This is a genomic window from Pseudoalteromonas sp. NCIMB 1079 (assembly GCF_040567695.1).
GTDB classification, from domain to species: domain Bacteria; phylum Pseudomonadota; class Gammaproteobacteria; order Enterobacterales; family Alteromonadaceae; genus Pseudoalteromonas; species Pseudoalteromonas distincta.
In genome coordinates this window covers 1,103,691-1,117,871 of sequence record NZ_JBEWZA010000001.1, presented here as the reverse complement: position 1 = coordinate 1,117,871, position 14,181 = coordinate 1,103,691, and the positions used below count along the sequence as shown (strand labels likewise).

The 14,181-nt window shown below is 37.9% G+C and carries 14 protein-coding genes and 2 pseudogenes; 10 read left to right on the top strand and 6 right to left on the bottom strand.

The genetic code is table 11. The features are described from left to right. Positions 1 to 285: 285 nt before the first annotated feature. Entirely contained in the window at positions 286 to 1,431 is a 1,146-nt protein-coding gene (locus ABX891_RS05235) for an iron-containing alcohol dehydrogenase (RefSeq protein WP_354629031.1), read from the bottom strand. Between the two features lie 184 nt (positions 1,432 to 1,615). On the opposite strand from ABX891_RS05235, the gene ABX891_RS05230 reads away from it, so the two are divergent. After that, positions 1,616 to 2,500: an AraC family transcriptional regulator gene (locus ABX891_RS05230; protein WP_354629030.1), complete on the top strand. Its 885-nt coding sequence runs from the start codon at positions 1,616 to 1,618 to the stop codon at positions 2,498 to 2,500. A 22-nt stretch (positions 2,501 to 2,522) separates the two neighbouring features. Here the strand turns inward: ABX891_RS05230 and ABX891_RS05225 are convergent, their stop codons facing one another. Beyond that, positions 2,523 to 3,095: a hypothetical protein gene (locus ABX891_RS05225; RefSeq protein WP_354629029.1), complete on the bottom strand. Its 573-nt coding sequence runs from the start codon at positions 3,093 to 3,095 to the stop codon at positions 2,523 to 2,525. 433 nt (positions 3,096 to 3,528) lie between these two features. After that, on the bottom strand, positions 3,529 to 3,948 hold the full coding sequence (locus ABX891_RS05220; protein ID WP_010554617.1) for a VOC family protein: 420 nt from the start codon (positions 3,946 to 3,948) through the stop codon (positions 3,529 to 3,531). 273 nt (positions 3,949 to 4,221) lie between these two features. Between ABX891_RS05220 and ABX891_RS05215 the strand changes: the two genes are divergently transcribed. The 4 genes from ABX891_RS05215 (at position 4,222) to ABX891_RS05200 (ending at position 7,484) form a co-directional block, all read left to right on the top strand. Next, positions 4,222 to 4,527, top strand: a complete 306-nt coding sequence (locus tag ABX891_RS05215) for a hypothetical protein (protein ID WP_024605802.1) — start codon at positions 4,222 to 4,224, stop codon at positions 4,525 to 4,527. After that, complete coding sequence (locus tag ABX891_RS05210) at positions 4,524 to 4,913, top strand: hypothetical protein (RefSeq protein WP_354629028.1); 390 nt, start codon at positions 4,524 to 4,526, stop codon at positions 4,911 to 4,913. Before ABX891_RS05215 ends, ABX891_RS05210 begins: the two co-directional genes overlap by 4 nt. Before the next feature lie 170 nt (positions 4,914 to 5,083). Beyond that, positions 5,084 to 5,566 carry a DUF3015 domain-containing protein gene (locus ABX891_RS05205; RefSeq protein WP_002962856.1) on the top strand — a complete coding sequence of 161 codons (483 nt, stop codon included), beginning with the start codon at positions 5,084 to 5,086 and terminating at the stop codon, positions 5,564 to 5,566. Positions 5,567 to 5,645: 79 nt separating this feature from the next. Continuing rightward, the gene (locus ABX891_RS05200; RefSeq protein ID WP_024605804.1) at positions 5,646 to 7,484 is read left to right on the top strand and encodes an Lnb N-terminal periplasmic domain-containing protein; all 1,839 of its coding nucleotides are present in this window, start codon (positions 5,646 to 5,648) and stop codon (positions 7,482 to 7,484) included. An 11-nt stretch (positions 7,485 to 7,495) separates the two neighbouring features. Here ABX891_RS05200 and ABX891_RS05195 read toward each other — a convergent pair whose 3' ends face one another. Next, the gene (locus tag ABX891_RS05195; RefSeq protein WP_024605805.1) at positions 7,496 to 8,317 is read right to left on the bottom strand and encodes a sterol desaturase family protein; all 822 of its coding nucleotides are present in this window, start codon (positions 8,315 to 8,317) and stop codon (positions 7,496 to 7,498) included. Next, on the bottom strand, positions 8,314 to 8,760 hold the full coding sequence (locus ABX891_RS05190; RefSeq protein WP_024605806.1) for an SRPBCC family protein: 447 nt from the start codon (positions 8,758 to 8,760) through the stop codon (positions 8,314 to 8,316). Before ABX891_RS05190 ends, ABX891_RS05195 begins: the two co-directional genes overlap by 4 nt. A gap of 97 nt (positions 8,761 to 8,857) precedes the next feature. Between ABX891_RS05190 and ABX891_RS05185 the strand changes: the two genes are divergently transcribed. The 5 genes and pseudogenes from ABX891_RS05185 (at position 8,858) to ABX891_RS05165 (ending at position 13,616) form a co-directional block, all read left to right on the top strand. After that, the gene (locus ABX891_RS05185; RefSeq protein ID WP_354629027.1) at positions 8,858 to 9,871 is read left to right on the top strand and encodes an AraC family transcriptional regulator; all 1,014 of its coding nucleotides are present in this window, start codon (positions 8,858 to 8,860) and stop codon (positions 9,869 to 9,871) included. Between the two features lie 92 nt (positions 9,872 to 9,963). Then, positions 9,964 to 10,266: pseudogene (locus ABX891_RS05180) on the top strand (transporter substrate-binding domain-containing protein); the annotation flags it as partial. Positions 10,267 to 10,361: 95 nt separating this feature from the next. Beyond that, complete coding sequence (locus ABX891_RS05175; RefSeq protein ID WP_309167426.1) at positions 10,362 to 11,672, top strand: IS4 family transposase; 1,311 nt, start codon at positions 10,362 to 10,364, stop codon at positions 11,670 to 11,672. A gap of 10 nt (positions 11,673 to 11,682) precedes the next feature. Further along, positions 11,683 to 12,162, top strand: a pseudogene (locus ABX891_RS05170) (type 2 periplasmic-binding domain-containing protein); the annotation flags it as partial. A 356-nt stretch (positions 12,163 to 12,518) separates the two neighbouring features. Then, on the top strand, positions 12,519 to 13,616 hold the full coding sequence (locus ABX891_RS05165) for a polysaccharide lyase family 7 protein (protein ID WP_024605809.1): 1,098 nt from the start codon (positions 12,519 to 12,521) through the stop codon (positions 13,614 to 13,616). Here the strand turns inward: ABX891_RS05165 and ABX891_RS05160 are convergent, their stop codons facing one another. After that, positions 13,617 to 14,018: a nucleotide triphosphate diphosphatase NUDT15 gene (locus ABX891_RS05160; protein ID WP_024605810.1), complete on the bottom strand. Its 402-nt coding sequence runs from the start codon at positions 14,016 to 14,018 to the stop codon at positions 13,617 to 13,619. It abuts the gene before it with no gap. Positions 14,019 to 14,181 lie beyond the last annotated feature (163 nt).

Here is a 14,181-nt window from a genome sequence, read left to right as displayed (position 1 = left end):
CTTTGTGGATTGAAATTTGTTCAATCTAGGGGCGATTAAATCGCGGCGCGAGGTTTGTAATCTAGTGGGCTAAGTAAAAACCGAGCAACAAAGAGTTAATCGTCCCTAGAAAGAACCCAAAGGGCAGCGCATGTTTGGTATTTATGCTGCGTTATCGCCTATTCATGGGGAATAACCACACTACATAGGCTCCGCCTTGCCTAAAAACCAAACATACTGCTGCAAATTCACCCACCAAAGATCAACACGCCCTAGTATATTTAAGTAAGCGCTTAGCTTTGAAAATTAAGCAACCGCTTGCTCTAAAATTTCGCGGCTTTCTTTTAGCGTAATAGCTTGGTTTTCGCCAAGAGCAACCATGCCGTGAGCTTCAAGTTTACCAATAATATTGTCAATAGCAGCGGCTTTATCATCGCCATGTTCAGTAAGCTGGGTCGCTACGTCAAGGCTGTGGTAAAACGCTTCAATTGCTTGAATTGTTTGCTCTGCTAAGTCTTCAGATTGCTCAAGACCAAATACGTTTTTACCCATTTGCTCAAGCTTTGCTTTTTTAACTGCAAATTGGTTACGTAATAAAGAAGGCTGAACAATAGCAAGTGAACGAGCATGATCAACACCGTAAGCGGCTGTAAGCTCGTGACCAATCATATGTGTAGCCCAATCTTGCGATACGCCAGAACCAATTAAACCATTAAGTGCTTGGTTTGCTGCCCACATAAGATTTGCACGCCATGCATCGTCTTGGTTTTCAAAGTTATCGCCTAATGATTTAAGTGCTTTTAATAGCGCTTCAGCGTAACCATCTTGTACAAGTGCGCCTGCAGGGAATGTTAGGTATTGCTCACAGGTGTGTACCCAAGCGTCTACTAAGCCATTTACAAGTTGGCGCTGTGGTAATGTTTTCATTACATCAGGGTCCATAATTGCAAACTTAGGTTGTACCGCAGGAGACATAAACGGAAGTTTTTGTTTAGTCGCAGCTTTGCTCACAACAGAACCTTGGTTAGACTCAGAACCTGTAGCTGGAAGCGTAAGTACTGCCCCAATAGGTAATGCACTTGTTACTTTATGCTTACCAGTAGGGATATCCCAACCTTCGCCGTCATATACTGCCGACGCTGCAATGTATTTAACGCCGTCAATTACAGAGCCACCGCCTACACCTAATACGAAGTCGATATCTTGTTCTTTACAAATTTTTACTGCTTGATCTAGTACTTCAATTGTTGGGTTAGCGCCAACGCCCGAAAACTCAACCCAATCAAAGCCTTCAAGTGCTGCTGCAACTTGGTCGTACACGCCGTTCTTTTTAATTGAACCGCCGCCGTACACTACTAATACTTTTTGATCTTTTGCGATCAAATCAGTTAGTGAGGCAATTTGTTCTTGGCCGAACTGGATAAGCGTTGGATTTACGTAGCTAAATTTCATTATTTTGCTCCTAGGTAACGGTTAAATACTAAATATAATGCTTAGTTACTAACTAAGCTAAATTTCAATGAATGCATATTAGTGGCAAAACAAACATAAAAAAAGCCCAATAACTCGCAAAAGCTTGCCTAAAACTGTCAACATTGATATTTTACGCAAAATTCGTACGATAATAGATGTTTTAATGTCCTCAATAGCCAACATGATGCAAAAATTTGCAGAGCACAATAATTTACTTAACTTTGAAGGCAACATGGAAACCATTATTTCAGGTGTGTATTTTCATCGCGCAAGTAAAAGCTCGCCACGTCAGCCTCTTATATATAACTCAGGTATTATTATTGTTGGCCAAGGACATAAAATAATTCACTTTCCTGAACATCAAATAAAGTATGGCGAAGGTGACTACCTTGTTTTAGGAGTGCCTGTACCACTTGAGTGCGAAGCTTTTACCGATAACAACCTGCCTGTAATGGGCATTGTTATAGATATAAACCCAGTAATGTTACACAAGCTAGTAAACCAAATTGGTACACATAAACCATTCACTTCAGGGCAAATGAGTGGCGTTCAATCGGCTAAAATAGATGGCGCCATGGAGCAAGTAACTCACCGCTTACTTAGCGTGCTTAATAACCCTATTGAAGCAGATGTTTTTGGCGAAGATATAGTAAAAGAATTAGTATACCGCGTGCTTTGCGGCCCACAAGGCGACACGTTAATAGGCCTTGCCATGCACGACGGGCACTATGCACGTATAGCACGAACGCTCTCTACCATGCACAGTAGTTATGCCAATCAAATTACGGTTGAAGGGTTAGCTGAAGATGTAAATATGAGTGTGTCGTCGTTCCATCGTGCTTTTAGGCAAGTAACGTTTGAGTCACCTTTGCAGTATTTAAAAAAAGTACGCTTAGCTAAAGCTAAAGAGCTTATAACCAGTAGTGGAAGCAAAGCCAACGAAGCTGCATTAAAGGTTGGCTATACCAGCCCATCGCAATTTAGCCGCGAATTTAAACGCCACTTTAATAAAACCTCCAGTGAAATGTTAATTCAACTACATAACTAGGTAATGGCTTTAGATATGTAAGTTAACCGAGCGAGTCAATCTTAAGCACTGCTTTTTTGGTGTTTAGCATAACTTGCTTAGTCAATTGGCGATTAATAAGTTGGCTAAAAATAATAGTAAATAATGTTGAGCAAATGGCAGCTGTTGCGTACACCTGCCAAATCATAAAGTTATGTTTTAACATAAACGCAATCACCGCAAAAAATACACACCCACCTAATGAACCAATAATACCGCCATTAAGAATTTTAAACGTTGAGGCTTGTTTGTCACTAAAATGGGCAACACTGCCCATTACCGCTAAAATAACCGGAAAGGTAGATATTAACCCGCTCCATGCAGACCCTATATGCTGCGATATAAACGTAACAAGCACGATAAAGCTCGTCACTAATATCATTTTTACCGGAAGCTCCCAGCGAGCATTTAATGGTTTTGCATCAACTGATATATTTAGCCTTGTAGAGATAATAGCTAAACCGAGTAAAATACAAAGCGAAATCACCCTCGCCACAATAATATTCACTGGTAAAAATAAAGTAATAACGCTAAATACACACCAAATACTCAACGCTTTAAAAAGCGATTTAAGCATTCCAAATCTTCGTGAAACAACCAAGTAACTAAAACAAAATAAGCCTATACCGCTCATACCATAAAGAGAGGCCAACGCTGAGTTAGCTGCAAATAATTTACCTTGTTCTAATGCTATAAAATAAGAAATAGGCCAGAGGTAATAGGCAAGCCAGGAACTATGCTGCTAACAAAACTACCAAAGCGTTTTTGGGCGAATGTTATTAGTAAAATAAGCAAAGGTGCAATTATGAGTTTAAGCAGCATAAACAACAATAAAGTATGAGAGTTTAAATTAAGTCTACGTGTCTATACCTACATTGTAGAGTGAATAAAAATCATGTATGTAGCGTAATTTTTTTACCTGTAAATATTAATTTATCAAAACACTGATTAATAGGTTATAAAAAACCACTTATTAAAGTGGTTTTTTAGCTTAACTTAAACAACAGCATTTATACTTTTTTAAATAAAACCTCTGGGTTTACCATGGTTTTCATTTCAAGCACATTGCCATTTGGATCTTCAATAAAAAACGTTTCTTGCTCAAACTCATCACCAATAAATCGGCGGTATGGTTTATCTAAGTATTCAATACCCGCATCTTCAATACGTGTTTTTAACCCGTTAAATTCATCTTCAGATAGGTGAATCCCAAAGTGAGGTACTGCCACAGCTCCCATATCTACATCATGGCGAACTGTTGGTAAGCGCTCAACACTCTGGTGCAAGGTAAGTTCATTACCCCAAAAATCTATATCTACCCAGCGACCTTCTTCACTGTTACCCGTTTTACAGCCTAGTACGTCACAATAAAACGCTTTAGCCACTTTTAAATCGCCAGCCGGAATAGCCAGATGTAAACAGTTAGACATAAATAACCTTTGGTTAACACTTTAATACATTAAATTATCGCCATTATACATAACTTGTGATTTATAGAACATTAACAGCGGCACTATTAAGCATATTTAATACCTAAAAGCCGTTTAAAAAACACGCTTTTAAAGTTTGTAATTACTTATAACATTTATTTGTTAGAGAGTATTAGAAAGCGCAAAAGGATTAGTTTAAAATGCGCCGCTATGATTAAATTCTTATTTTTAAAATTCATCACTTTCTTTTTAGGCTTTGTAGCTTGCTTTACTATGCACACTACTTTTGCATTACCTTTAGTGATTTCTGCTGCGCTAACGGGACTTATTGGCTCGTTTATTCCTTTTCCTGCACATTATAAAAACCATCCGTATGCTGCAATTTATGCTGGTAGCTTTGCAGGTATGTGTTCAACTCATTTAATTACCAGTTACTGGGAAATTGCTATTATTTCGCTTATTGGCTCAAGTTTGTATGTGCTTACTATGAATATGTTTACAGGTTTTGGTGGCAAGCTTGGTAGTGTTGCCTTTGCAAGTGTGGCACTTTTTGTATTAGCCAGAGGAATAGTATTATGAGTATTGAATATCCATTACTTGTACTGCTTGGGGCTTTTTTAACATTTTATTTAGCTAAGCATAGTCGCTTTGACGGGGTTAGAGCGTCGTCTTCACTTTCTATTATTGCTTATTTAATTTTTAGCGCTTTAAATTTGAACCCCGATTTATACGCAATTGTATTTTTTGGCGGTACATTTATAGGTATGAGCGCCCCACATCGATTTGGTATTTATACTGTAGCAAGCTCATCTGTTTTGTTTTCAATATTATTTGAATTTCTTGTACCAAAACTTGACGGCTACGGTGGTGCACTAGGTATTAGTGCATTTTTATCTGTATGTATTTGCCATACCTGTATTTTGTTAGGTGCCCCAAGAAGTAAAAAGCCGCCACCAGTTCAATAAAAAATTATTGAACTGGTCTAGTTTCTCCCAGCATTCGCTTTAAAATAGTAGAAAAATTAGAGTGTAAAATATTCATGTTTTAAGCTGTTCTTTTTCTTTGCAAGTCTGTTAGAATCTTTCGCGAACTTTATTTACCCTAAATAAAGACAATCATATATGGATTTATGGAAATGAAAAAACTAATCGCAGTAGCAGCTCTATCTTTACTTCCTTTCTCAAACGCAATGGCTGACCAAGATATTGGTTGTGGTCTTGGTTCTATGTTATTTGCAGGTCAGCAAGGTAAAGGCGTTAAAATTTTAGGCGCTACAACAAACGGTACTTCTGGTAACCAAACTTTTGGTATCACTTTTGGTACTTTAGGTTGTGATGGTACTGGTACAGTAACTTCTTCAGAAAAAATTGCTTTATTCATTGACGGTAACATGGAGCAACTTGCTCGTGATATGTCAAAAGGTGAAGGCGAAACTTTAGCTACTCTAGCTGAAGCTTGGGGTGTTGCAGATCAAGATAAAGCAGCATTCAACGCGCTTGCTCAAGCACAGTTTTCTTCAGTATTTACTTCTGAAAACGTAACTTCGCAAACAGTTTTAGAAAACCTAAACACTGTTCTTGCAAGTAACGCACAACTTGCTTCTTATACTCTTTCTTAATCAGCTAAATTAGCCGGTTTTATACGTATAAATAAAGCCGCTGGAGTATTTCTCTAGCGGCTTTTATTGTTTAGTGATTATGAAAAAAATATTCTTTGTTTTATCAATTGCGCTGTTTAGTACTTACGTAAACGCTCAAAGTTTTAAAAATGACACCTTAGCAACCGACCCTTACTGGCTCAAATTAGGTCATTACCGTGGGGCCACATTAGGTGGTTGGAAAAGTGAAGTAGATAGGGCTGAGTTTTTTTTATCTCCTATAGGTAAAACAAGTCCACTGGACGAACTTGAAGCCACTATAGCCGCATTTAGTGGTAAAAATACTGACCCAAAAACAACACAATCTCGCTGTCGGTTTCCAGCACGCTATAAATGGCTAAAAACAAAAATTAAAAATAACTGGCCCGCGCTTAATTGCCCAGAGCTTCAAACGTGGCAAAAAATAATAAACCCAAAAGGGGTTACGTTAGTTTTTCCTACTGCATTTATGAATAGCCCATCATCAATGTTTGGTCACACCTTACTTCGTATTGATGCAAAAGATCAGACTCGCCATAAAGAGTTGCTCGCATTTGCGGTTAATTTTGCAGCAGAACCAGACGGCTCAGACAATGCAGCTATGTACGCACTAAAAGGCCTGATTGGCAGCTACCCAGGTAAGTTTTCGCTTATGCCGTACTATAAAAAAGTACGCGAATATAATGATTTAGAATCTCGTGATATTTGGGAATACAAACTTAATTTATCTGAGCTACAGGTAGAGCTTATTTTATTGCACTTATGGGAGCTACAATCAGCTACATTTGATTACTTTTTTATTGATGAAAACTGCTCTTACCAATTACTTGCATTATTACAACTCGCACAAGAGGACCTTGATTTAACATCGTCATTTAATATGCAAGCTATTCCATCAGATACCGTTGCAGTACTAAGAAATAACAACTTACTACAATCACCTAATTACCGCCCTGCTTTTGGCACTAAGCTTTACCATTACTCTACTCAAATGACTAACGAACAACTTGATGATGCAAGAGAGTTAATACAAGGTGGCTCCCTCAATACTCGTAATTACTCACAGTCGCAATTAGTCGCAATATTAGAAATGGCGTATGAATGGTTAAATTTTGAATTTTACGATAAAGCATTAAAGCGTGAAGAAATTGCCCCGCGACTAACTAAGCTACTACTAATGCGCAGCAAATATAAAGTAGCTTCGCCATTTACTAAGCCAAGTCGTCCTATTGCTTCTCCAGAGCAAGGTCATGGCTCTTCTAAAGTAACGCTAGGTAGGGTACAAAATAATAACCAAGCAAACCTTACAAATTTTGGTTATAGGCTTGCGTATCATGACTTACTAGATAGGCCTGAAGGTTTTATAGCGGGTGCACAAATTAGTTTTTTTGATTTGGAAGCCGCTATTACTGACGAAGGAAATGCAGATATTGAACATTTTTACTTATTAGATGCTATGTCGCTTGCACCCGATAACCGCGTATTTGATAGCTGGTCGTGGAACTTTAAAATGGGCTTTGACCGACAACCAAGTGACAATAAACGTTTAGGCCGCTTTTTTACAAAAGGAGGTTATGGTAAATCTTATGGCGATCCTAATAATCTACACGGCTATATTCTTGGTCAATTTGAGCTAAATACAGGCGATATAACCGACCGACTTAGTACTGGAATAGGCAGCGAAGCCGGTGTAATTTGGCAAATAAACAATAACCATAAACTCGCTTTAACTGGCAATATATTATGGCTAACTGATAACGCAGCAAGTAAGCACAGCGAAATAGCTATAACATGGAATTACGCTGTTTCTCGCAATGTATCGCTGCGCAGCAAAGTACAGCATGCTCAATGGCATAGCCATAATTCATCAATGAGTTTAGCTATGCAGTTTTACTTTTAACTTTTTCAATATTATTTATATTTAATGCTACTTGTAGGGTAGCCAAATAGCACTCTACATTTAGCTTTTATTCCCGATGCCTTATAAACACTTTTCAATAAGTGCTCCCACTGATGAAACGTAATAACGACTGGGTTATTGCTATTAAGCTGCCCTATAATGCCGTATTTACAAGGCTTTGATTTATCTTCTTCTACAAAGGTGCCAAATAACTTATCCCAAATAATAAGTACACCTGCAAAGTTTTTATCAAGGTAGCCTGTATTTATTGCGTGATGAACTCGGTGATGCGAAGGCGTATTAAATACTTTTTCAAACCAGCCTAACTTACCCACTATTTGAGTATGTACAAAAAATTGATACGCCAAATTTAATGCAACCACGCTAAATACTGTTAGCGGTTCAAATCCGATTAAAATCATAGGTAGCCAAAACACCCACATACCGGCTACGGGGTACATTAAGCTTTGCCTAAATGCGGTGGTGAAATTCATTTTAGTTGAGCTGTGGTGCACCACATGTGCAGCCCACAACCAATGAATATGATGCGATGCTTTATGAAACCAATAATACAAAAAATCTTGCAGTAAAAATGCAAATGCAATACTTAATACACTCACTTCAATATCAAACAATCTATAGTCATACAACCAATTAAATAAAGGCATTAACAGCAGTAACGCAATAGCATCTGCGCCTTGGTGTAATAGCGCTAACACTGTATTTGCTAGGCTATCTTTTATGTCGTAATAGCGCTTAAACTTAATAAACTCACAGCAAACAAATATCAAAAATAACGGGCTAAGAGCGAGCAAAATAATTTCTGAGTTCATACTTTACCCGCCAAAAAATAATTATTTAAATTGTTTAACGCTTGGGTTATATCTTTTGTAATAGCATATTTAAGTAATGCATTTGGCATCCACCACGGAGCTGAGCAGCTTATGCAATAGTTAAGTTCGGTAACTAAAGTATTGATGTCTTTATTTGCAGTGAGGTATATATCGCCTCGATGATTAGCTACTGGTTTATCGCCTACTATTTGGTAACTGATCTGATTTTGATCGGCACTGATTATTTGCTCTGAAAAAGTTATTTTACCTATTTTCACTTGCCTAACAGATCCTTTTCCGCCTTCTATTTGCCCTTCGTCTTGTGCTTGTAGCAGCGTAAATTTGGCATTAAAAAATCGATGCAACTGTTGATGATCCAATAGTGTGCTTATTATTTGTTTTGGCTGTGCATTAAGCGTTTGTTTTATTGTTATAAGTATCATTTTTACAGCAAGAGGTTATTAGGCATTCAACTAGCATATAAAAATTTAACGTGGCAAACTTGCTAATACACGACTATTTTTTAGCTTTAGATGACAAATGCACACATTGGCTGATCATTACTTTTCAAGTATTCTTGATTACTTACAAGCGCAAGGCATTAGTACTAAAACGGCTTTGCACGCTATTAGCTTTGACGAATTTAGTAATCAACGTACCCATCAATTAGCGCCGCGTATTAGTTTAAATAGTTACAATGCCTTATTAGTTTATGGCAAAAAAACACTTAACGATCCTCTTTTTGGTTTTACCCTAGGTCAGCAAATTCGCACTGCTGACTACGGCGTTTTAGGTTACTTAATTGAATCAAGCGATAACTTAAGCAGTGCCATTAAAGCATTGTTAAGCTACGACAGCTTGGTGGCTGATATTGGTAAAGCCAAGTTTGAACTAAATACTGATACAGCAACTATTCGTTGGATTGCTCATCAAAGTTGTAATGAGCATGTTGTTTTACGAAACATGACCGCGTGGGTAAGTGTAATTCGCCAGTTAATAAATTTAACGCTTTCGCCAAGTAGTATTAGTTTCACTTATAATTGGTTGCCATCGCAAAGGCGCGCCCTTGAATCATGGTTTAAATGCCCTGTAAAAAGCAGTGCTGAATATAATCAAATTAGCTTTCCGAGCGATTATTTGACGCTGCCCTTTAAAACCGATAACGCCATTATTAATTCTACTTTTAAGCAATTGTCAGAGCAGCAACTCTCTAACTTTAAAAGCCAGCAGTCTATTGACGATAAAGTTAATCAGTTACTTACAGCTAAAACTACCTTGCAAAACTGCAACCTAATAGGCATAGCTGATGCGCTTAATTTAACACCCCGAACGCTACAACGACGCTTAAAACAACAAGACTTAACCTTTGCTCAGCTACTTGAAAAAGAACGTAAAAAACGTGCAGATACATTAATAGCCAGCATGCCACTTGCTGATTTATCTAATATTTTAGGATTTAAAGATCAAAGCTCTTTTAATCGAGCTTTTTTACGCTGGCATAAATGCTCGCCATTACAATTTATAAAATACAAAACAGCAAGTACAGCCAAGTAAATGTAAATTATTTACGTTATATAAACATAATATATATATGTTTTAGTTAACACTCTCTACACTAGGTGTATTATTGCTTTAAAAGATTTTTTATGTTTTTGCGTGTTTTATTAAGTGCTTTTGTATTTATTTTATATAGCCCCCTGTGTAACGCCGATTCGGTTACTTTTATAGCTGAAGACCTTCCTCCTTATCACTTTAAAAATCAGCAAGGTGAAATAAGCGGCGCTTTAGTCGACATTGCCAAAGCAGTTGTGAAGCAAACAAACTTAACCGCTAATTTTGCAATAATGCCTATGGCCCGCGTTTTTAAGGAGCATAAAACAAATACCAACGCCATAATGTTGTCTTTGTTAAAAACCCCAGAGCGGATTAATAAATATACGTGGTTAGGGGATAATGCCGATCATTTAAGAATTAGTTAATAGCACTTGAACGATCTTCTAGGTATGTAAGAATCCGAATTCTTTTGTAGAATTCGGATTTTTTTATGCAACTTTCTAATGCTCTCGATATTATTAACAACATCAAACCTAATGACGTTGAAACACTCGCAGACTTACTCCCTTTATCTCTTATCGAAGAAGCCTATGCACTGACCGAAACCGTTACACTACGAAAAAGAAAACTAACCCTAGAATCGATGGCTTGGTTGTTGATCGGGATGGTTATTTATAATGACAAATCGATGGCCGATGTCGTTAATATGCTCGACATTGTTGACCGCGATGGTAAGCCATTTGTTGCGCCAAGCGCTTTAACTCAGCGTCGTAAAAACCTAGGTGAAGCCGCCATGAAAGCCTTATTTGAATGCACCCAAAGGCATTGGAATAATGACGCTAATCATCCTCATTGGAATGGGCTTACCTTGCTTGGTGTCGATGGTGTCGTTTGGCGTACGGATGACTCACCCCAAAACAATGAAGCCTTTACAAAACCGACTAATACACAATACCCACAGGTCAGAATGGTGTGTCAAATGGAGCTAAGCAGCCACCTAATCACGGGGAGTGCTTTTGATGATTACAAGGTCAATGAAATGGTGCTGGCTGAAAAGCTTATAGAAACCACACCCGATAACAGTCTCACTTTATTCGACAAAGGTTTCTATTCTTTAGGGCTTTTACATAAATGGCAAACAACTGGCAGTGAACGCCATTGGCTAATCCCCCTGAAAAAAAATGTGCAATATGAAGTTATTCAAACATTAGGGCGTAATGATAAATTAGTCCAACTTAGCAGCAACCCAAGAGCAAGAAAGATGTGGCCAACGCTGCCTAACACCTTAATCGCGAGGTTAGTGACTCGAAAAATAAAGGGGAAATCATATAGTGTGATGACATCTATGACAGATCCGATGCGATATCTATCAGCCGATATAGGTGATTTGTACAGTCACCGCTGGGAGATAGAGCTTGGTTATCGGGAACAAAAGCAATATATGCTGGGCAATCGATTAACATTAAGAAGTCGCTTACCAGCGCTTGTAAAGCAAGAGCTGTGGGGAGTGTTGCTTACTTATAATATGGTGCGATATCAGATGGTAAAAATGTGCCACACATTAAAAGGTGATTATTTACCGTACCAACTGAGTTTCAATGGTAGTTTAGCTCAAATAATGAGGTTGCTTGTTGGATTACCTTATTCAACACCTGGAGCCATACCACGTCAATTAAAATACTTTTATGCGATGGCAGAAAGCCTAATTCTAGAGCCTCGAAGGGATCGAGGTTTTCCTCGTGCAGTCAAGCCAAGACCACAGCGGTACGCTAGAAATAAAAAAGCCGCTCACCTTAAGTGAACGGCATTAGTGGTTAGGGGAAGTGTATTTTGCAGATGCTTATTTAATTAGCTTAAAAAGCCATATAGATGAAGTTGTTCACTTAAATTTTGCTAAAGAGTATAAAGTAGCAACCATTCGTGGCTACCTGAGCGAAGCCTACTTAAAGCAAAAAGGCTTTACCGAAAATAACAACTTAATACTGGTCAGTTACTATAATCAACTTTGGCAAATGCTTTATAAAAACCGAATCGACTTTGTAGTAACTAATACACTTACACTTAATAACGAGCTAAAAAGCCTAGGACTCGATCCTAGCCTAATAACAAAACGAATTCATTTAAGCGATCTTCCCTCCTCACTTAATTTTGCAGCAAGTAATCAACTTAATCCTAAAACAGCTAAAGCACTCTCTGACGCATTAAGTAGTATTAAAGAAAATGGTGAATACCATGCCATTTTAAACAAGTGGCAACTTTTATTACCAAACACGACTAACTTGCAGCACTAACCATAGTTAAAGCCCGACATTAGTTATTGGCAGTGGTTATTTAGTTATTTGCTAAACGCGGCAAAGCAAACTACAAAATTAAAAATCTCCTCCCCCCCAAAATAGACTACACCTTAGCGCCAAAATCTACGTTAAACATCACTAAATGAATAGCCAAGCACATATAAAATACATACCGCAAACACTTCCATAAAAGCCGTTAAAAAACACCTAAACCAAATTGGTATAACAAAAAATCATTTAAAAAATATTTAATTTTACTAATTGGTAAGTTTTAATTGTTAAATTGGTATGCTAGATTGAGATTAAGCGATGCCTGTACCGCACAATTTTTACTTCATCACACAGAGACAATAATGATAAAAAATACATCCACATTTAAACTTACGGCTTTAGCCGTTATCACCCCTTTACTTTTTACCGCTTGTTCAAGTACCCAAAGCACTAATCAGCAAAGCGATGCGCCGGTACCTGCAACAAAGTTTGATTTATCTCACTGGAAAATAAATGTACCAGTGGATTTAAACAACGACGGTAAAATTGATGAAATAGATGTAGAAGAAATTCAGACTTACGCACACCCTGATTTTTTCTACCTTGATGAAAAAGGCTACATGGTATTTACCTCCCCTAATAAAGCGCTTACAAGTGCTAACTCTACTAATACCCGTAGTGAACTTAGACAAATGATCCGTGGATCAAATACTAAAATTAAAACTAAACACTCTAAAAACAACTTTGCTTTAGCTGTTCACCCGCTATCTGACAGATTTGGTTCTGTTGGTGGAAAAATGGAAGCAACATTAAAAGTAGATCACGTTGCGCTACGTGCTACCGACCCTGATAAAAAAGCAGCTTACTCGGTTGTTATAGGGCAAATTCACGCAGGTAAAGATCAGGCACTTATTGATACCAAGCTTGGTTATGGCTGGGGCAATGAGCCACTTAAAATATATTACAAAAAATGGCCAGGACATAAAACAGGCTCAGTTTTTTGGAACTACGAACGTAACTTAGCTAAAACGAATCCTGATCGTACAGACATTACTTACCCAGTTTGGGGTAATACATGGGAAAACCCTAACGAGCCAGGCGGTGCAGGTATTGCACTAGGTGAAGAATTTAGCTACACGGTAAATGTGTATAAAAATGTTATGCACCTTACATTTAGCGCACAAGGCAAAGAAGACGTTAATTACTCTATTAACTTAGGTAATAACGTAGATGCTTATGGCAAAGTGGACGAAAAAGACCATCCACATGGCTACGCTGCAGATTGGCATTACTTTAAAGCCGGCGCTTATAACCAATGTAGTACTAAAAGCGCGAAAGGTATTTGGTACCCAGGTTGTTTAGGTACTGGCGATTGGTCTACAGATAAACAAAATGGCGATTACGCTCAAGTAAGCTTTAGTAAACTAGCGTTAAGCCCAGCGACACCGCCAACAAAATAACTAGGCTAGTACAGCCTCAGATAAGTAATTTTTTAGTGATGTAAACAGTGGCGTTGGTAGATTATTAATATCGTACCAGCGCCACTTTAAACATTTATTAGGCTCTTTAAGCTCAGGCTCTCCGCCTTCAAAATCAGCTTTTACATACAGCGTAATATAGTGCTTGTTCTCTGCTGTAAAAATATCATTGGTAAAATCAAGCTTAGTAATTTTACTTACCTTTAAACCTGTTTCTTCAAACACTTCTCGTATTGCACATTGCTCAACACTTTCACCAAACTCTAAATGTCCACCAGGTGTTGCCCATGTATTAGCACCATGCGCGCCAATGCGCTCACCTAGTAAAATTGTGTTTTGATGCTTTATGATAACCGCCACACCAACTCTTACTACGTTACTCATATCGTATTTTCTCTTATTTTTACTGCCCGCCATGCTGAACCACACGCTTTGTATTGTCAATTTTGTATTTTTAAAACCAGTGTGTTGATTAACTTTCAACCGACCAAGGTCGAATAGCTTGCTTGCTAAAAAAAGCCTACATTTTGTAAGGTCTCTCACACAC